The following is an 18485-nucleotide window of genomic DNA, read 5'->3' as shown; positions in this document are numbered from 1 at the left end:
TTTTCTTAATTTTAAACCTCAAATTTATACATATTATGAAAAAAGGAATTTTATTAATAGCAGCAGTGGGAACAATGTTCTTTACTTCTTGCAAAGATGCTGGAAGCAGCGCTTCAGAAAAAGTGAAAGCTGAAAACGTAGATGCAGCAGCAGCACGTGATTCTAAAGCAACTGTATATCCAGAGCTATCATTCGATGAAACTGAGTTCGATTTTGGGAACATTCCTCAAGGAGAGCCAGTAGAACATGTATTTACTTTTACAAATACTGGTAGAGCGCCATTAGTAATTACTAATGCAAAAAGTACTTGTGGATGTACTGTGCCAGAATATCATAAAAACGAATCTATCCAGCCAGGAGAAACAGGTGAAATGCTTGTAAAATACAATGGTTCTGGTAGAGGACAGGTTCAAAAAACAGTAACCATTTCTGCAAATACAGAAAATGGGCAAGAGCAAATAAAAATTAAAGCTTTTGTAGAAGCAGAGAACGCAAGCTAAATAGCGAGAATTAAATTTATATGGATCAAATACAACAGTTTCTTCCTTTAATCTTAATGTTTGCCGTAGTGTATTTTTTTATGATACGCCCGCAAATGAAAAAGGCTAAACAGGAGAAAAGCTTTATTGCTGAATTAAAAAAAGGAGATCGAGTAGTTACCAAAAGCGGAATGCATGGTAAAATTGTCGATTTTAGTGAGAAAAACAACGCGGTAATTATTGAAACCGGTGCTGGAAAGATCACTTTCGACAAATCTTCAATATCTCTTGAAATGAGCCAAAAGCTTAACGAGCCGGCTAAACCTGCTAAGGAAGATAAAAAGCTAAAAGAAGAGAAAAAGTAACTTTTTCTTTTAATAATAAAAAAATCCCTTTAGAATTTCTAAAGGGATTTTTTTATAGATATAAAGCAATGTTTAGTTTAAAAAATCTTTAATCTCCTTTTTTAACGGTTTCAGATTTCTATTAATTATTGCCCAAACGATGGAATTATCGATGCTGTCGTAAGCATGAATTAGTCGATTTCTAAATGAAATTATTCTTTTATCATTTTCGATATTTATACCAGGAGCAACTTTTTTAAATTTATTTAGAGCTTCACCTATAATAGCCAACTGCCTTTCTACAGCACTTTGTGTTTTTAGGTCCTTCTCATAGTCATTAAAATCTGAAATGTCTATGATAAAATCTTCTATTAAATCAATAGCGATTAAAATATCAGATAGATATTTCCTGCTTTTGTCCATCATAGATTAAAATTTTGGTAGACTCGATTTCCTGTCTAAGAATTGGATTTTTAATGGAGTTGTTGGTAAGTAAATCAACTTTTCTTTGAAAAAACTGTTCGAGTTTGTCCCAAATATTTATAAGATTTTCGCCTCTTTCAATAGGGTCGTTATTTTCAATTTCAATTAAAAGATCGATATCACTTGTATCTTCGTTAAAATGATCTGTTGTAGAAGAACCAAAAGCGTATAATGTTTTAACGTTATGAGTTTTACATAACGTCAAAAAATCAGACATCCTATATTTAATTGATTCTTTCAGATTCATATAGCTAATATAATCTAATTTTTTGATAAGATTTTTAAGAATGTCTGGAGCATTAAAAAGCAGAAGTTACAATAATATAAATCAGCAATTTTTATACTTATCGTGTAATCCTACGCCTTGTTTTATCATTGGGATAATTTTTTCTAATCGCTTTGCTCGTGTAGTTTCTCTTTTGGCTTCGCTAATGTGATCGGCATATTCTCTTTGTTTTCCTGAAGTGAGCTGGCAGTAAGATTCGTTTAATTCGGCATCATTTTTTAAAGCCAATTTCAATTCAGGCGGAATGATAAGATCTTTTTTTCTTGAAGCTTTTATCGTTTTTCCAAGCTTCTGGTTTTCGATCGCTTCTAAAACATACGGAAGCAAAATTTCAGTATTAATTTTTTCGCCTTTTTCAAATCGAATTTGCCGTAAAGCTTTGGTTTTGTTTTCTTGGGCATTTGCAAGCAATCCTGTGTTCTGCTGAAGTAAAGCTCCGTTAAAAAACCACAATGCAATATGATTTTTAAAGGCCGCAAGTCCTGCAACATTTTTATTTTTTAGCGTATAAGTTGGCGCTCCCCATTTTATAGTTTCTTCTAAAATGGTTTCCTGAAGCATCTCTCTAATCTGTCTTAATTCGGTTTGCCAATACTCGTGAACTTCAATGTATTCATCTACGTCTTTTACTGCCATAGTGATCAATTTTACTCGATAATCGAGATTAAATGCTCTAGTTCCAATAATTATCAGGATTCCGCGAAATAAAAAAATCAGTGTCTCAAATCACCAATCTTGATTTATTAAAGAATTACCTGGCATTAAGTTCGGCAATTTTTATGATAACTTCAGTAGCTTTTAGCATACTTTCTAATGGTACATATTCATATTTTCCGTGGAAATTATGTCCGCCGGCAAAAATATTAGGGCAGGGAAGTCCCATAAAACTTAGTTGAGAACCATCTGTTCCGCCACGAATAGGTTTAATGATTGGTGTTACCTCAACCGCTTCCATCGCTTCTTTTGCCAGATCCACAATATGCATCATTGGTTCGATCTTTTCGCGCATATTGCGATATTGATCTTTAACTTCAACCTTTACACATTCGCTATCGTACTGTTTGCAAATCTCTAAACCTAGATCCTGGATCATTTGTTTACGAGCTTCAAAATGCTTTTTATCATGATCTCGAATAATGTATTGAAGCACCGTTTCTTCAACATCACCATTGATATTGCTTAAGTGGAAAAAACCCTGTCTGCCCTCTGTATGTTCTGGGGTTTCTAATCTTGGCAGCGAATTGATAAAATCCTGAGCAATATACATGCTGTTTACCATTTTATCTTTGGCATAACCGGGATGTACGCTTTTTCCGGTAACGGTCACTTTAGCGCTGGCGGCATTAAAGTTTTCGTACTCTAATTCGCCAATCTGGCTACCATCCATTGTGTATGCCCAGTCTGCTCCAAACTTTGCAACATCAAATTTATGTGCTCCACGACCAATTTCTTCATCTGGTGTAAAGCAAACTTTAATCTTGCCGTGTTTAATTTCTGGATGCTCTAAAAGATATCTCATGGCCGACATGATTTCAGTAATTCCGGCTTTATCATCGGCGCCTAAAAGGCTAGTTCCATCGGTGGTAATAATAGTTTGCCCTTCGTACTGTTTCAAATCGTCAAAATATTCCGAAGACAGCATAATATTTTTTTCAGCATTAAGAACGATATCGCCACCATCGTAATTTTCGATGATCTGCGGATTAATATTTGCGCCATTAAAATCTGGTGATGTATCAAAATGTGATACAAAACCAATCACGGGGCATTCTTTATCGACATTAGCAGGCAAAGTGGCCATTACATAAGCATTCTCGTCGATACTTACTTCCTGCATTCCCATTTCTTCCAGTTCTTTGGCCAGTTTATTGGCAAGAATCCATTGTTTTTCTGTGCTAGGCGTGCTTTTGCTTTCGGGGTCACTTTGGGTGTCAATGCTTATATAGCTTATAAATCGATCTAAAACTTCTTGTTTATTGATCATGTTTGTTGGTGTTAGTTGTCTAAAATTACTTGATTCTCTAAAGGATTTTTCCCTGAAATAAATCTCGTTTATCAAATCAAAATTAGCGAATTGACATTCGGGTACAAAACCTTTTAAGATTTAGTATGTTCATTTTTACAATTCATTTATTTTTGCACAAACCAGCCGAATATGTACAAGTCTTTAATTCGCCCGATACTTTTTAAATACGATCCAGAGGCAATTCATCATTTCACATTTAATAGTTTAAAGAAATTAAATAAAATTCCGGGTGTATCCGCAATTTTAAGATCAAAATTCAGCAATAACGATCCGCGTTTAAGTCGGGAGGTTTTTGGGCTCAAGTTCAAAAATCCGGTTGGATTGGCAGCTGGATTCGATAAAGATGCAAAATTATATAAGGAATTATCGAATCTTGGTTTCGGGTTTATTGAAGTTGGTACGGTTACGCCAAAACCACAGCCCGGTAATGATAAAAAGCGCTTGTTTAGATTGAAAGCAGATCAGGCAATCATTAACCGAATGGGTTTTAATAATGGGGGTGTTGAGCAAATGGTTGAAGAACTTAAGAAAAATACCGATGTTTTAATTGGAGGGAACATTGGTAAAAATAAAGTGACGCCAAATGAAGAAGCTGTAGAAGATTATAAGATCTGTTTTGAAGCTTTATTTGATTATGTAGATTATTTTGTGGTAAATGTAAGTTCGCCAAATACACCAAATTTACGTGCGCTTCAGGATAAAGAACCCTTAACGCATCTGCTGAAAACTTTGATGGAGCTAAATAATGCGAAGACAAAACAAAAGCCAATATTGTTAAAAATCGCACCAGATCTTACCGATTCTCAGCTTTTAGATATTATCGATATTGTTCAGGAAACTAAGATCGACGGAGTAATTGCAACAAACACCACAATCTCTCGAGAAGGTTTACAATCTGAAGATAAAAATGAAACCGGTGGTCTTAGCGGAAAACCACTTACCAAAAGATCTACCGAGGTGATTAAATTTCTTTCAGAAAAAAGTAATAAAGCTTTTCCAATCATTGGTGTGGGCGGAATTCATACCGCAGAGGATGCTATCGAAAAGTTAGAAGCCGGCGCAAGTTTGGTGCAATTATACACTGGTTTTATTTACGAAGGTCCTGCGCTAATTAAAGCGATCAATAAAAAGATCCTCGAAAATTATCCAAAATCATAATTTAAAGAGCTTTTGTTAGAACAGATCATTCCATTTTTAACCGCAACGATCTTACTTACGCTTGCCCCGGGACCAGATATTATTTATGTTTTGGTACAGGGAATGGCGAATGGGAAAAAGCATGCTATTATTACGGCTTTGGGACTAGTTTCTGGAGTAACAGTGCATACCACTTTGGTGGCTTTTGGCGTTTCAGCAATAATAAAACAGTCGGAAACTATTTATTTGGTTATAAAATGTCTTGGTGCGGCTTATTTGTTCTTTTTGGCTTACAAAGTCTTTAAAAGTGATCCTGAAATAGCTTTTTCTACGGAAGGAATTAAACAAAAAAGTCTGTTTGGATTATATAGACAGGGATTTATAATGAATGTTTTAAACCCGAAAGTGACGATCTTTTTTTTAGCGCTTTTCCCCGGATTTTTATGGGAACCTGAAGGAAATACGGTGCTGCAATTCTATATTTTAGGACTCATTTTTATGCTTCAGGGGTTTTTGATCTTTGTATTGGTTGCGATCCTTGCCGGAAGTATTTCAAAATATCTTCAAAAACACCGAAATTCGGGTGTGGTTTTAAAATGGACTCAGGTTTTAGTGTTTATAGGAATTGGAGTTTTTATTCTTATTTAATTCCCAGAGGTTCTTTATTTGCCATGATTGTATAAAAATGACGCCAGAATTTATACAATTTCGATCTGCTAGATAGCACCAATTTTTTCAGAACCAATTATCTATTTCTGAATAAACATTAGATTTTATTATCAAAATCTAAAAAACTATCTTTGGAAGCATGGGAGAAATAAAACTTATCGAATGTCCGCGTGATGCCATGCAGGGAATTAAAGATTTTATTCCAACACAGGCTAAAGCAAGATATATTCAGTCTTTATTACAATGCGGTTTCGATACTATCGATTTTGGTAGCTTTGTTTCTCCAAAGGCAATTCCTCAAATGCGCGATACGGCTGAGGTGCTTTCGATGCTCGATCTTAGTAAGACAAAAAGTAAGCTTTTGGCGATCGTAGCAAATACGCGCGGCGCTGAAGATGCTGCTCAATTTCCTGAAATTGCTTATTTAGGATATCCATTTTCAATTTCAGAAAATTTCCAGATGCGTAATACGCATAAAACCATTGATGAATCGGTAGAAATCTTGAAGGAAATTCTAGACATCGCAGGTCAAGCTAATAAAGAAGTCGTAGCATATCTTTCTATGGGATTTGGAAATCCCTACGGTGATCCCTGGAACGTTGAAATTGTTGGAGAATGGACCGAAAAGTTATCGGCAATGGGAGTAAAGATCTTATCACTGTCTGATACCGTTGGAACTTCAACACCAGAAGTGATTACGTACCTTTTTTCAGAATTAATCCCAAAATTTTCCAATATCGAGTTTGGTGCGCACTTACACACCACGCCGGGAACCTGGTTCGAAAAAGTAGACGCGGCATTTACATCGGGTTGTACTCGATTTGATGGGGCCATTCAGGGATTTGGTGGTTGCCCGATGGCGAAAGATGAGCTTACAGGAAATATGCCTACAGAAAAAATGTACTCCTATTTCAACACCAAAAAACAGAACACAAATCTTAGAATGGGAAGTTTTGAGGCGGCTTTTAATAAAGCTAGTGAAATCTTCAAGGCTTATCATTAGGAGAATTTTTAGTTTTCTTCTTATTATTGTGCAGGATTAATAGCTTTAAGTTTTGCGAATCAGGTTTTTAGGAATTTTCTTTCTTTTTCTTACAAAATTGGCATTGGCTCAGTCAGATTTTTCACAAGAGCAAATAGCCGATTCGGCTTCTTTTTATTTGAAAGAAGCCAACGAATTCATATTCAATGATTTTAAACTTGCTGAAAGCAAACTAGATAAAGCCAAAACTTTTGTAACTCAGAGTGATGACGCGAACCTAAAGGGCAAACTTCAGCATAGATATGCAGTTGCATTTTATGTAAAAGGGGAATACTATCTTTCTTTGTCTCATTTTCTTGAAGCAGAAAAACTTTTTCGAGAAGCCGAAAACTGGGAAGGAATTGGTAAATGTCTAAATGGTCTTGGGCTTATTCAGCAAGGAATCGATCGTCACAATGAAGCGATTGAATATTTTAAACAGGCCATCGATTATTATAATTTAGCCGAAGATGAATATGCTGCAGCTCCTGCTATAATTAATCTTGGGGTATCAGAACTTCAATCTGGAGAGTTAGAAAGTGCTAAAGTGACCTTGGATAGTGCGCTTACTTTGGCTGTTGCATCGAAAAGGAAAGATATCGAGCATCTTACTTTAAATCAGTTAGGAAATTTAGCTTACGAAAAAGACCAGATCAAAACAGCACAAAATTACTATCAACGCGTTTTAAATGATACGGTAGCACCCAATAATTGGGAAAAAGCGTTTTCTTATTACGGCCTGGCAAGAACCAACCTTGCTTTAAATAATCTGGATACCGCCGAAGGATATGGGTTAAAAGCACTTGGGTTTGGAAAAACTAATGCTTCTTTTTTTGAATTAGAACGAATTACCGGGGTTTTATTCGATATCTATGAAGCACAAGGAGAATTGGAAAATGCAGTACTATTTTCGAAAGAAAACAAAGCGTATAGAGATTCCCTTTACGATCAAAAAAGAATTAGAGCCATAAATCTTCTGAACCTGGAACAAAAGGAAGCAGATAATCGACGTTTGCGTTCAGAGAAGATGGAGAAAGATAAAGAGCTTTCTAAAAATAAGCTCATTATTGCCATTCTCTTATTCGCCGGATTTGTCCTATTGTTAGTTTTATTTTTCAGAATTAAAAGTTATCGCCAAAAAGAAAAGTTTAGAAAAACACTTGAAGAGAAAAACCGACTTATACTTCAGAAAAATGATGTGATCACAGAGCGTAACGAAGAACTTGCGAAGATCAATAAAAGTAAAGATCGATTATTTTCTATTTTATCGCATGACTTAAAATCGCCAATTGGTTCTATTCAAAAGTTATTAGAGCTTATAAAAACTGGCGAGTTTACCGAGAAAGAGCAGGCCGAGCTTTTGGATGAAATGCTTAAGCAGGTATCAGCAACGTCAACTATGCTTCAAAATTTATTGCAATGGGCCAATTCGCAGCTAGAAGGTGCTAAAATGTACATCGAAGAGGTGATACTGGCAAAGCGAGTTAAAGAGATTATGGAGGCGCATTATCTGGTTGCGAAGTCAAAAAATATTCAGATTACCCACGAAATTCCTTCAAATTTGAGTCCGATTTTTGTTGATAATGGGCATCTTTCGATCATACTTCATAACCTAATTAGTAATGCCATTAAGTTTACGCATCCAGGTAGCGAAATTAAAATTCATTATGCTGAAGAACCTAAATGTGTGCTTTTCAAGATAAGGGATGGTGGTGATGGAATTTCTGAAGCGCGCATCGAGCAGATTAAGAATTTTAATACACAGATCATGTCTGAACTGGGAACGGAAATGGAGACCGGTACAGGGATTGGTTTGTTGCTGGTGAAACAATTTTTAACGCTGAATAACGCACGTCTGGAAATTAAAAGTTATCCGGGGGAAGGATCTGAATTTATCGTTTGTTTCAGAAAAAACAATGATTAAGGATTTATTCACCTAAACCTAACGCATTCTACCGAAAACTGTGTATATTTGCATGCAATTAAATTCTTAATTGCTATGGTTGCACACGAATCCAAAATTCTGGGAGAAGGGCTTACTTACGATGATGTTCTTTTAGTCCCTGCCTTCTCTGAGGTTTTACCACGCGAAGTAAATATCCAGACAAAATTTACCAAAAACATTACGATTAACGTTCCTATTGTTTCAGCAGCGATGGATACCGTAACAGAATCTCGTATGGCAATTGCCATGGCCAGAGAGGGAGGTATAGGTGTTCTTCATAAAAACATGACGATAGAGCAGCAGGCTTTAAAAGTGCGTAAAGTAAAACGTGCAGAAAGCGGAATGATTATCGATCCTGTTACTTTGCCAATTTCTTCTACCGTTCAGGATGCTAAAGATCAAATGAGAGAGCATAGCATCGGCGGAATTCCAATTGTTGATGATGAAGGGAAATTGATAGGAATTGTAACTAATCGTGATCTAAGATTCGAAAAGAACAATCAACGCCCTATTTCAGAAGTGATGACTTCAGAAAATCTTGTAACTGTTGCGGAAGGAACCTCTTTAGATCAGGCAGAAGATATTCTTCAGGAAAATAAAATCGAGAAACTTCCGGTAGTAAATAAAGAAGATAAACTTGTTGGTTTAATTACCTTTAGAGATATCACTAAGCTTACCCAAAAGCCTAATGCAAATAAAGATAGCTACGGAAGATTAAGAGTAGCGGCTGCTATTGGCGTTACTGCAGATGCAGTACAAAGAGCAGAAGCATTGCACAATGCCGGCGTAGATGCTATTATCATAGATACTGCACATGGCCATACCAAAGGAGTGGTTTATGTACTTAAAGAAGTTAAAGCTAAATTTCCAGACCTTGAAGTGGTTGTAGGTAATATCGCAACCGGTGAAGCTGCAAAGTATTTAGTAGAAGCAGGTGCAGATGCTGTAAAGGTAGGAATTGGGCCAGGTTCTATTTGTACAACAAGAGTTGTAGCAGGAGTTGGATTTCCACAATTTTCAGCAGTTTTAGAAGTGGCGGCTGCAATAAAAGGAACCGGTGTGCCGGTTATCGCAGATGGTGGAATTCGTTATACCGGTGATATTCCTAAAGCACTTGCTGCAGGAGCAGATTGTGTGATGCTAGGATCTCTTTTAGCAGGAACAAAAGAATCTCCTGGTGAAACCATTATATACGAAGGAAGAAAATTCAAATCTTATCGCGGAATGGGATCTGTAGAAGCGATGAAAAAAGGTTCTAAAGATCGTTATTTCCAGGATGTAGAAGATGATATTAAGAAATTGGTTCCAGAAGGAATCGTTGGTCGTGTGCCTTACAAAGGAGAATTAGAAGAAAGCATTCACCAATTTGTTGGAGGTTTAAGAGCTGGTATGGGGTATTGTGGTGCGCAAGATATCGAAGCACTTAAAGAACATGCTAAATTCGTGAAAATTACTTCTTCAGGTATTCATGAGAGTCATCCTCACGATGTAACGATCACTAAAGAATCACCAAATTATAGTCGATAATCGACGAATTTTGATCAATAAAAAAGCCCGCAAACGCGGGCTTTTTTATTTTATATTTTTCAAACTCTTTAGCTAACTTAGTTTGAGTTTGTATTGTTACTATCTGCTGAAGGCTGAGTGGTATTTACTTCTTCGATCGAGATTCCTAATTTCTCCATCACTTTTTCAGTAATATCACTTCCAGGTTGTGAGTATGCTAAAGCGCCACCACCTGCATGAAAGATCTGTGTATATCCTTCTTCTTTAATTACTTCCTGCATGGCAGCATCTATTTTTTGATATAATGGCTGCGTAAGTTCATTACGCTTCATTTGCATCATTACCTGCGAACGCTGGCGAAATTGTTTAATTTCGTTTTCTAATCCAAGAATCTGGTTTTCGCGTTGTTTCTTTACATCTTCAGTAAAAACAGCAGTACTGTCCTGGTAATTTTTAATTAATCCTTCGTAAGTGTTAATTGCCTGTTCTACATCTGCCTGTAAAGATTCGTTGTAAGCCTGTACACCATTATTCACATCATTAATCTCTGGCATTTTGTTAATAATGTATTCGGCATCTATCGTTCCTATCTTACTTTGTGCATTCGCTGCAATTGCGAAAAATAAAAATGTAATTAATACGCTAAATTTCTTCATTTTTTATCTCTTGTTTTGCGCAAATATAACAGTGAGTATCAATTAAACATAGGATTTTTTAGGAAAATGATAGTTTTTCATTTTCGGCGATTGGTATTACCAGTCTATTTTCGATAAAATACAAACAGTGCTTGATAATCAGTAAGGTTATAGCTTGCAGAACCTTTAGGAATTCTTATTTTTGCTGCACTTAATAAGAAATTTCAGAAAACGGCGTTTTTACTGAGATTAATAGAATTGTTTACCAGGTTTGAAGAAAATATTTAAGGCAATTTTAATTGGCTTCGTGCCGATTTTGGTTATTTCCTGTGATCTTTTTAAATCTCAGGATAACCGAAAAGTTGTTGTTCGGGTAAATAATTCTTATTTGTATGAAGAAGATATTAAAAGTCTTGTTGGAGACGGGATTTCTGCTGAAGATAGCACGATCATTGTAAATAGCTACATTAATCGATGGGCAACACAGCAATTATTGATCGACCGTGCAAAACTAAATCTTCCAGAAGCCAGGCAAAAGGAATTTAATGAGCTTGTAGAGAATTATAAGAACGAATTATATACCAATGCTTACACAGATGCGGTAGTATCTAAAGAGTTGGATTCGGTCTTTACAGATACTATAATTGCCAGTTATTACGAGCAAAATAAAGAGAATTTTAAGCTTAGCCAGGATCTTGTGAAGCTTAGGTACATAAATTTAGAAGCAAATAATACCAATCTTGATAAAATTAAAGATTGGTTTGTTCGTTTTAATGAAGAGGATAAAGTAAAATTGCAGGAAAATGCATTGCAATTCAAAAATTATTCGTTTAATGATTCTGTTTGGATAAAAACAGCAACGGTTTACGATAAAGTAACTCCACTTAGTGTAGAAGATAGAGCTAAGTTGTTACGAAAAGATAATTACATAGAGTTAAAGGATTCTATAGAAACTTATTTGATCTATGTAAACGATGCGCTAAAGAAAAACGATCAGGCGCCGTTAGAATATGCAAAACCAACGGTGGAACAGATTTTGCTCAACAAGCAGAAATTAGAGTTGGTGAAGCAATTAGAAAAGGATATTACAAAAGATGCAATTAAAAACAATCAATTTGAGATTTACAATTAAAAGAGGTTTGATGCTGGCAGCTTTACTGCTTGGTATTAATGCAGGTGCGCAGGAGATCATTGTTACAGATAGCACTTCTATACAAATGGAAGACGAATTGGTACAAAACCAACCTGTAGCTGAAGAAGAAGGAGCGCGCAGAAAGGTAGATGGTATTGCTGCTGTTATTGGTGATTATATCATTTTAGATAGTGATGTAGATCTAACTAGAAAAGATATCCAGTCTCAGGGAGGTAGTACTGCAAATGTGACCGATTGCCAGTTGGCAGGATCGCTTATGGAAAATAAGCTATACGCTCACCAGGCAATTCAGGATAGTATTATTGTGCCAGATGCACAGATCAATAATTATATCGATCAGCAAATTGCTGGTATGGTAAGACAGTTGGGAACTATAGAAGATGTATTAGAATTTTATAAAAGAGATTCTGAAGCTGAATTTAGAAACGAATTGTTCGAGCTGAATAAACAAAGCCAGCTGGCTCAGCAAATGAGACAAAAGATCGTTGAAAATATTGAGGTTACTCCGGAAGAAGTGAGAGCTTATTTCAACGATATTCCTAAGGATTCATTACCAGTTTTTGGTGATGAAGTTGAGATTTCAGAAATTGTAGTAAAACCTGAAGTTCCCGAAGAAGAAAAGCAAAAAACGATCGATCGTTTAAACCAGTTTAGAGCAGATGTGCTAGAAAACGGATCTAAGTTTGCAACAAAAGCGATCCTTTATTCAGATGATACTCAAACTGGTGGAGATATTTTAAGCTTAGGAAGAAAAGATGCTTTCGTAAAAGAATTTAAGGATGTAGCTTTCTCTTTAAGAGAAGGAGAGATTAGTGAGCCTTTCGAAACTATGTACGGGTATCATATTGTGCAATTGGTTAAAATTAGAGGTCAGGAAATCGATGTTCGTCATATACTTTTAATTCCAGATGTTAATAATGCAGCTGTAGAAAAAGCTAAAGAAGAAATCGATGCTGTAAGAGAAAAGATCGAAAATGGCGAAGTAGAATTTGCGCAGGCAGCAAGAGAAGTTTCAGATAGAGATGAAACAAAATCTGACGGTGGTAAAATGAGAAATCCAACTACGGGAGATCTAGGTTTCGATCAAAAGAATTTACCTCCAAGACTTTATAGCCAGATTCAGGATTTGGATGAAGGAGAAATTTCTTACCGACTTACCGAGCAGGACGATATGGGACGACCAATTTTTAAGATTGTAAAAATCGATAAAAGGATTCCAGAGCATACTGCAGATTACGGTACAGATTATATGAAGATCAAGGATCTTGCACTTCAGGATAAAAGAATTAAAGCCATTCAGGAATGGCAAAAAGAAAAAATCCAGGATACTTACGTTAAAATTAGTGGAAAATACAGAGATTGTGAGTATACTAGCAACTGGTTAAAAAAATAAAATAGATTATTGAATGTCTGACGTTAGATTACTAGAGAATTTTGTAGCAAAGCATAAAAGCTTAAAAAGTGAAATAAGCAAAGTAATTGTAGGTCAGGAAAAAGTAATAGATCAAATACTGCTCTCCGTATTTTCCGGAGGGCATTCTTTGTTAATAGGGGTTCCTGGTTTGGCAAAGACCTTAATGGTAAATACCATTTCAAAAGCGCTTGGACTCGATTTTAAACGCATTCAGTTTACACCAGATCTAATGCCCAGTGATATATTGGGATCTGAAATTCTTAACGAAAAGCGCGAATTTCAGTTTATAAAAGGGCCGGTATTTACCAATATTTTGCTGGCAGACGAGATTAATCGTACCCCACCAAAAACCCAGGCGGCTCTTTTAGAGGCCATGCAAGAACGATCTGTAACAGTAGCGGGACATCGTTATCATTTAGATTCACCTTATTTTGTATTGGCTACGCAAAACCCGATAGAACAAGAAGGAACCTATCCCTTGCCTGAAGCACAGTTAGATCGTTTTATGTTTGCCATAAACCTGGAATATCCAACTTTCGAGGAAGAGGTGAACGTGGTTAAAAATACTACTACAGATAAGCAGTACGATGTACAATCTCTATTTACTTCAGCTGAAATTAGTGAAATTCAGCAGGTAATTAGAAAAATGCCGGTGGCTGATAATTTGATCGAATATGCTGTAAAACTGGTTGGTAAAACTAGACCAAATTCAGAAGCAGCTCCAGAAGTTGTAAAGAATTATCTGGATTGGGGAGCTGGTCCAAGAGCCTCGCAAAATCTTATCCTAGCGGCTAAAACTCATGCTGCAGTAAACGGGAAATTCTCTCCAGATAAAGAAAATGTTCAGGCGGTAGCGATAGGTATTTTGCGTCACCGAATTATCAAAAACTACAAAGCCGAGGCTGAAGGTCTTACCATAGAAACTTTAATTAAGGAACTTCTTTAATAATCCAGTTTTTACATTGACATTTTTCAGTGGAAGTAGCTTAGCTTTCAATTCTCCCTATTTTTTGCATTATAGATAATTAAGAATGGCTATAAATAAAACCAATAGCACTCGATTCTTTTATTTATTTATCGAATTCTTATAAATTACCTTCTAAAATTGCGAACCTTGCTTTTTAGTTGGTTTGAAAATAGATATTCTTGAATAATTTTTTGAGCTCTCAACCTTCGGAAAGCCATTTACTCAAACCTTTTAGAAGCGCTTTTCATTTTCAAAATCCGCTTAAATTTCTTATTTTTGTCGGACTTTTTTAGAACAAAAACTCTTAAAACGATGGCATACGATATTGATATGATCAAAAAGGTGTACGACCAGATGGCAGATCGTGTTACAAAAGCACGTGACGTTGTTGGTAGACCTTTAACTCTTGCAGAAAAAATTCTTTACTCTCACTTATGGGATGGTGAAGCAACTACAGCTTACGAGAGAGCGAAAGACTACGTAGAATTCTCTCCAGATAGAATTGCTTGTCAGGATGCGACTGCGCAAATGGCTTTATTGCAATTTATGCAGGCTGGTAAAAAGAAAGTAGCCGTTCCTACCACAGTACACTGTGATCACCTAATCCAGGCGAAAATGGGAGCTGCAATCGATCTTCAAAGTGCCAACAAATCTAGTAGCGAAGTTTTCGATTTCTTAGAATCTGTTTCTAATAAATACGGAATTGGTTTCTGGAAACCAGGAGCCGGGATCATTCACCAGGTAGTATTAGAAAATTATGCATTCCCAGGAGGAATGATGATTGGTACCGATTCTCACACTGTAAATGCAGGTGGTTTAGGTATGGTAGCTATTGGTGTTGGTGGAGCCGATGCTGTAGATGTAATGGCAGGTATGCCCTGGGAACTTAAATTCCCTAAGCTTATCGGTGTTAAATTAACTGGTAAACTTTCTGGATGGACTGCTCCAAAAGATGTGATTCTTAAGGTTGCAGGTATCTTGACTGTAAAAGGTGGTACTGGTGCAATTATCGAATATTTTGGTGAAGGTGCTCGTTCTATGTCTTGTACTGGTAAAGGTACAATCTGTAACATGGGAGCTGAGGTTGGTGCAACCACTTCAACTTTTGGTTATGACGAGTCTATGGAGCGTTACTTAAAAGCGACTAACCGTGAGGATGTTGCTGAAGCTGCTAACGCGGTTAAAGAACATTTAACTGGCGACGATGAGGTTTACGCTAATCCTGATACTTACTTCGATGAAGTTATCGAGATCAACCTTTCAGAATTAAAACCTCACTTAAATGGGCCATTTACTCCAGATCTAGCGACTCCAATTTCTGAAATGGGAGAGAAGGCTAAAGAAAACGACTGGCCAATCAATGTAGATTGGGGATTAATAGGTTCTTGTACTAACTCTTCTTACGAAGATTTAACGCGTGCTGCTTCTATCGCACAGCAAGCGGTTAACAAGAAAATTAAATCAAAATCAGATTTTGGAATTAACCCAGGATCTGAACAAATTAGATTTACTGCAGAGCGTGATGGATTACTTCAAATTTTTGAAGATCTAGATGCGACTGTATTTACAAATGCCTGTGGGCCATGTATCGGTCAATGGGATCGTAGTGATCGTAAAGGTGAAGAGAAAAACACTATCGTGCATTCTTTTAACCGTAACTTCTCTAAGCGTGCAGATGGGAATCCAAATACTCACGCTTTTGTTGGTTCTCCAGAGATAGTTGCTGCAATCGCAATTTCTGGTCGTTTAGATTTCGATCCAACTCGTGATAAATTGATCAACGAAAATGGAGAGGAAGTTATGTTAGATGAGCCACAAGGTATCGAACTTCCAACAAAAGGTTTTGCTGTAGAAGATGCTGGTTATGTAGCACCTAAGGAAGATGGTAGTGATGTAGAAGTAAAAGTTGCTGAAGATAGCGAGCGTTTACAATTACTTACACCTTTTGAGCCTTGGGATGGTAAAAACCTTACAGGAGCAAAACTTCTTATAAAAGCATGGGGTAAATGTACTACAGATCATATTTCTATGGCTGGTCCTTGGTTACGTTACCGTGGTCACTTAGATAACATTTCTAATAACTGTCTTATCGGGGCAATTAATGCATTTAATAAGAAATCTAACTTTGTAAAAAGCCAAATCACCGGGGAGTATGATGGTGTGCCGGCGGTACAAAGAGAGTATAAAAAAGAAGGAATTCCAACAGTAGTAGTAGGTGATCACAATTACGGTGAAGGGTCTTCTCGTGAGCATGCTGCTATGGAGCCTCGTCACTTAGGTGTTAAAGTGGTACTAGTAAAATCTTTTGCTCGTATTCACGAAACTAACCTTAAGAAACAAGGTATGTTAGGACTTACTTTCAAAAATGAAGAAGATTACGATCTAATTCAGGAAGATGACACCTTCAACTTTATAGATCTAGAGGAGTTTGCTCCAGATAAAGATCTTACAATTGAAATCGTTCATGCAGATGGTTCTAAAGATACAATCAAAGCTGAACATACTTACAACCAGCCACAAATCGAATGGTATAAGCATGGTTCAGCGTTAAACTTAATCAAAAAGCAAAACGCTGCTTAATTAAGATTTATATAGATGATTTTAAAAACTCTCGCTTTTGGCGAGAGTTTTTTGTTTTTAGTACAGTCTATACTTCAACATAAATCCTATGCCGATAAAATAGATTCAATTATTTTTGCTGAAAAATTGCCTGGTATGAAAAAGCTTTTTAAAAATCAATGGACCAATATCATTTTGGTAGTGATTATTATCGCGATGGTGATGCCGCAAACCCGAAAACCAATCGCCATTGTTTTTAATAAAATTATAGCTTCGAATCCAAGTGTTACCGATGAAGAAGAACGGCCAGAGATCGAATCTTATAACTGGATCTTAGAAGATCGTTTTAAAAATGAAGTCGATTTTCGACAATTTAAGGGCAAAGTAATTTTAATAAATTACTGGGCTACATGGTGCCCACCGTGTATTGCAGAAATGCCCAGTTTAAACAAAGTTTATCAAGATTATAAAGATCGTGTGGTTTTCCTTTTTATAAGCGGAGAAGAATTCGAAACCAGCCAGGGATTTATGAATGCCAAAGGATATGATCTACCGGTTTATCGCATGAAAACTAATTATCCAGATCCTTTAGAAGGGTATAAGCTACCAACTTCTTATCTTATTGATAAAAAGGGACGAATTGTGATTAAAAAAGAAGGCGCAGCCGATTGGAATAGCACGGGCTTTAGGAATACCTTGGAGGAGCTTTTGGCGAATTAGAGGCGGAATTTTTTAAAGAAAGAAACAATAAATTCTGGGTCAAAAAGACTAAACATGATCTTTAGATCTTCAGCAAATGATGTTTCTTCGTCTAAATAAGCGAAAATCTCTTCAACTGAATTTTTCTGATAAAATTTGCTGAATATTTGCTCTCCTTTTTCATTTCTACGAGCTAAAACATCTAAGAAAATAGCGTCATAAAATTTATATTTACTTCGGAAGAGATCTTTTGAAGGTTCGTATCCAGATTTGATGTTTTCGATGATCTTTGTGATCTTTTTTTCTGTATGCTTGAAAGAATATCCTGTAGAACCTTTTACCCAACCACCACCAGTACCGATTTTGGTGATTTTGGAGCTATTATTTTTTTCGAAAGGAAAATCTGTCATTGGGATATTTCCTTTCTCTTCATTTAAAATTTCGTAAGTATCTATATTCAAATATTCTGAAAGATATTTTTTCAGCTGCTCATCATAAATTTCTTCTTCCGTAAGAAAGGGAGTGAAAAACGTATATTCTACAAGCGCTTCAGTTGCTGAAAATGGTAAAATATAGGTAAAACTCGTACTGTTTTTATAAGTCAGTCTAAAATCCATCATTGTAAATTGATCTGGATCAAAAACAGGTGTTTCAGTTTTTACGTGATAACCTTTAAAATGTTGATAGATCTTTGTGTAATCCTGAGTTTCGAAATATTCTGAAGGGATTCTGCTATCAAAGAAATGTGTAGCGTTGTAGGTTTTCTTTCTCCCTACAGCTTTCATTGTCACGGGATCGATCTTTGAAATTTCGTCTTCAATTAAAAAAAGGTCTTCAGATTTACGAATTTCAGCTAAAGCATATTCGAAGAACTTTTCTGAAGTCAGCATTTTATAGGAATAGGGCTGTAAATCTAAATCTTCTTCATTAGTAGTAGATATAAATTTCCCAGTTTTCCATTCCGCAGAAATTAAAGAATCCCATCGTCCTTTTCCTTGTTCCCAGAAGCACCAGGTTTTATCTTCAGAAATATTAAAAGAAGGGTCGATAATGGCTATTTTCTTCCCTTTAAAAAAGACATCGTCTTTTAGACGCAAAGCCAATTGAAGTCCTGCAAGGCCGCCCCCAACAATCACATAAAAATAAACAGGGCCTAGCATAC

The 18485-nt window shown here is 36.2% G+C and carries 18 protein-coding genes; 12 read left to right on the top strand and 6 right to left on the bottom strand.

The window, feature by feature from the left end; all coding sequences use genetic code 11:
• Positions 1–35: 35 nt before the first annotated feature.
• A complete protein-coding gene (locus tag BM201_RS13340) occupies positions 36–500 on the top strand; it encodes a DUF1573 domain-containing protein (RefSeq protein ID WP_092543435.1) in 465 nt (154 codons plus the stop codon).
• Between the two features lie 20 nt (positions 501–520).
• Positions 521–844 carry a preprotein translocase subunit YajC gene (gene yajC / locus BM201_RS13335; RefSeq protein ID WP_084840957.1) on the top strand — a complete coding sequence of 108 codons (324 nt, stop codon included), beginning with the start codon at positions 521–523 and terminating at the stop codon, positions 842–844.
• Between the two features lie 72 nt (positions 845–916).
• On the opposite strand, the gene BM201_RS13330 is transcribed toward yajC, so the two are convergent.
• From BM201_RS13330 to pepT, 4 genes are all read right to left on the bottom strand, one after another.
• Entirely contained in the window at positions 917–1249 is a 333-nt protein-coding gene (locus BM201_RS13330; protein ID WP_092543433.1) for a HepT-like ribonuclease domain-containing protein, read from the bottom strand.
• Positions 1218–1523 (bottom strand): nucleotidyltransferase family protein, encoded by a 306-nt coding sequence (locus BM201_RS13325; RefSeq protein WP_092543654.1) that lies wholly within the window; start codon positions 1521–1523, stop codon positions 1218–1220. Before BM201_RS13325 ends, BM201_RS13330 begins: the two co-directional genes overlap by 32 nt.
• Positions 1524–1634: 111 nt before the next feature.
• Complete coding sequence (locus BM201_RS13320; protein ID WP_092543431.1) at positions 1635–2228, bottom strand: YdeI/OmpD-associated family protein; 594 nt, start codon at positions 2226–2228, stop codon at positions 1635–1637.
• Between the two features lie 115 nt (positions 2229–2343).
• Complete coding sequence (gene pepT / locus BM201_RS13315; RefSeq protein ID WP_092543429.1) at positions 2344–3576, bottom strand: peptidase T; 1233 nt, start codon at positions 3574–3576, stop codon at positions 2344–2346.
• A gap of 171 nt (positions 3577–3747) precedes the next feature.
• Between pepT and BM201_RS13310 the strand changes: the two genes are divergently transcribed.
• The 5 genes from BM201_RS13310 (at position 3748) to guaB (ending at position 9917) form a co-directional block, all read left to right on the top strand.
• Positions 3748–4776 carry a quinone-dependent dihydroorotate dehydrogenase gene (locus tag BM201_RS13310; RefSeq protein WP_092543427.1) on the top strand — a complete coding sequence of 343 codons (1029 nt, stop codon included), beginning with the start codon at positions 3748–3750 and terminating at the stop codon, positions 4774–4776.
• A gap of 12 nt (positions 4777–4788) precedes the next feature.
• Positions 4789–5403: a LysE family translocator gene (locus BM201_RS13305; RefSeq protein WP_092543425.1), complete on the top strand. Its 615-nt coding sequence runs from the start codon at positions 4789–4791 to the stop codon at positions 5401–5403.
• A 160-nt stretch (positions 5404–5563) separates the two neighbouring features.
• Positions 5564–6427, top strand: a complete 864-nt coding sequence (locus tag BM201_RS13300) for a hydroxymethylglutaryl-CoA lyase (protein ID WP_092543423.1) — start codon at positions 5564–5566, stop codon at positions 6425–6427.
• A 97-nt stretch (positions 6428–6524) separates the two neighbouring features.
• Complete coding sequence (locus tag BM201_RS13295; protein ID WP_175487041.1) at positions 6525–8369, top strand: tetratricopeptide repeat-containing sensor histidine kinase; 1845 nt, start codon at positions 6525–6527, stop codon at positions 8367–8369.
• A gap of 75 nt (positions 8370–8444) precedes the next feature.
• Positions 8445–9917 (top strand): IMP dehydrogenase, encoded by a 1473-nt coding sequence (gene guaB / locus BM201_RS13290; RefSeq protein WP_092543419.1) that lies wholly within the window; start codon positions 8445–8447, stop codon positions 9915–9917.
• A 77-nt stretch (positions 9918–9994) separates the two neighbouring features.
• On the opposite strand, the gene BM201_RS13285 is transcribed toward guaB, so the two are convergent.
• On the bottom strand, positions 9995–10552 hold the full coding sequence (locus tag BM201_RS13285; RefSeq protein WP_092543417.1) for an OmpH/Skp family outer membrane protein: 558 nt from the start codon (positions 10550–10552) through the stop codon (positions 9995–9997).
• Between the two features lie 250 nt (positions 10553–10802).
• On the opposite strand from BM201_RS13285, the gene BM201_RS13280 reads away from it, so the two are divergent.
• From BM201_RS13280 to BM201_RS13260, 5 genes are all read left to right on the top strand, one after another.
• Positions 10803–11663, top strand: coding sequence for a peptidyl-prolyl cis-trans isomerase (locus BM201_RS13280; RefSeq protein ID WP_245758640.1), 861 nt, complete (start codon positions 10803–10805; stop codon positions 11661–11663).
• Positions 11626–13077 (top strand): peptidylprolyl isomerase, encoded by a 1452-nt coding sequence (locus tag BM201_RS13275; RefSeq protein ID WP_175487040.1) that lies wholly within the window; start codon positions 11626–11628, stop codon positions 13075–13077. The genes BM201_RS13280 and BM201_RS13275 overlap by 38 nt, the downstream gene beginning before the upstream one ends.
• A gap of 13 nt (positions 13078–13090) precedes the next feature.
• Positions 13091–14044 carry an AAA family ATPase gene (locus BM201_RS13270; RefSeq protein ID WP_092543415.1) on the top strand — a complete coding sequence of 318 codons (954 nt, stop codon included), beginning with the start codon at positions 13091–13093 and terminating at the stop codon, positions 14042–14044.
• 333 nt (positions 14045–14377) lie between these two features.
• Entirely contained in the window at positions 14378–16645 is a 2268-nt protein-coding gene (locus BM201_RS13265) for an aconitate hydratase (protein ID WP_092543413.1), read from the top strand.
• Positions 16646–16780: 135 nt separating this feature from the next.
• Positions 16781–17344, top strand: coding sequence for a TlpA family protein disulfide reductase (locus tag BM201_RS13260; RefSeq protein ID WP_092543648.1), 564 nt, complete (start codon positions 16781–16783; stop codon positions 17342–17344).
• Here BM201_RS13260 and BM201_RS13255 read toward each other — a convergent pair.
• Positions 17341–18483: a lycopene cyclase family protein gene (locus BM201_RS13255; RefSeq protein ID WP_092543411.1), complete on the bottom strand. Its 1143-nt coding sequence runs from the start codon at positions 18481–18483 to the stop codon at positions 17341–17343. The two genes, BM201_RS13260 and BM201_RS13255, sit on opposite strands and share 4 nt — an antisense overlap.
• Between the last annotated feature and the right edge of the window lie 2 nt (positions 18484–18485).

It is taken from the genome of Zunongwangia mangrovi (genome assembly GCF_900112105.1).
Taxonomy (GTDB): domain Bacteria; phylum Bacteroidota; class Bacteroidia; order Flavobacteriales; family Flavobacteriaceae; genus Zunongwangia; species Zunongwangia mangrovi.
This window is presented reverse-complemented; position numbering and strand designations above follow the sequence as displayed.

What these genes read in the sequence shown, in the direction of transcription:
- BM201_RS13340 (WP_092543435.1), top strand. Translation starts at nt 36, where the DNA reads ATGAAAAAAGGAATTTTATTAATAGCAGCAGTGGGAACAATGTTCTTT.
- yajC (WP_084840957.1), top strand. Translation starts at nt 521, where the DNA reads ATGGATCAAATACAACAGTTTCTTCCTTTAATCTTAATGTTTGCCGTA.
- BM201_RS13330 (WP_092543433.1), bottom strand. Translation starts at nt 1,249, where the DNA reads ATGATGGACAAAAGCAGGAAATATCTATCTGATATTTTAATCGCTATT.
- BM201_RS13325 (WP_092543654.1), bottom strand. Translation starts at nt 1,523, where the DNA reads ATGTCTGATTTTTTGACGTTATGTAAAACTCATAACGTTAAAACATTA.
- BM201_RS13320 (WP_092543431.1), bottom strand. Translation starts at nt 2,228, where the DNA reads ATGGCAGTAAAAGACGTAGATGAATACATTGAAGTTCACGAGTATTGG.
- pepT (WP_092543429.1), bottom strand. Translation starts at nt 3,576, where the DNA reads ATGATCAATAAACAAGAAGTTTTAGATCGATTTATAAGCTATATAAGC.
- BM201_RS13310 (WP_092543427.1), top strand. Translation starts at nt 3,748, where the DNA reads ATGTACAAGTCTTTAATTCGCCCGATACTTTTTAAATACGATCCAGAG.
- BM201_RS13300 (WP_092543423.1), top strand. Translation starts at nt 5,564, where the DNA reads ATGGGAGAAATAAAACTTATCGAATGTCCGCGTGATGCCATGCAGGGA.
- guaB (WP_092543419.1), top strand. Translation starts at nt 8,445, where the DNA reads ATGGTTGCACACGAATCCAAAATTCTGGGAGAAGGGCTTACTTACGAT.
- BM201_RS13285 (WP_092543417.1), bottom strand. Translation starts at nt 10,552, where the DNA reads ATGAAGAAATTTAGCGTATTAATTACATTTTTATTTTTCGCAATTGCA.
- BM201_RS13275 (WP_175487040.1), top strand. Translation starts at nt 11,626, where the DNA reads ATGCAATTAAAAACAATCAATTTGAGATTTACAATTAAAAGAGGTTTG.
- BM201_RS13270 (WP_092543415.1), top strand. Translation starts at nt 13,091, where the DNA reads ATGTCTGACGTTAGATTACTAGAGAATTTTGTAGCAAAGCATAAAAGC.
- BM201_RS13265 (WP_092543413.1), top strand. Translation starts at nt 14,378, where the DNA reads ATGGCATACGATATTGATATGATCAAAAAGGTGTACGACCAGATGGCA.
- BM201_RS13260 (WP_092543648.1), top strand. Translation starts at nt 16,781, where the DNA reads ATGAAAAAGCTTTTTAAAAATCAATGGACCAATATCATTTTGGTAGTG.
- BM201_RS13255 (WP_092543411.1), bottom strand. Translation starts at nt 18,483, where the DNA reads ATGCTAGGCCCTGTTTATTTTTATGTGATTGTTGGGGGCGGCCTTGCA.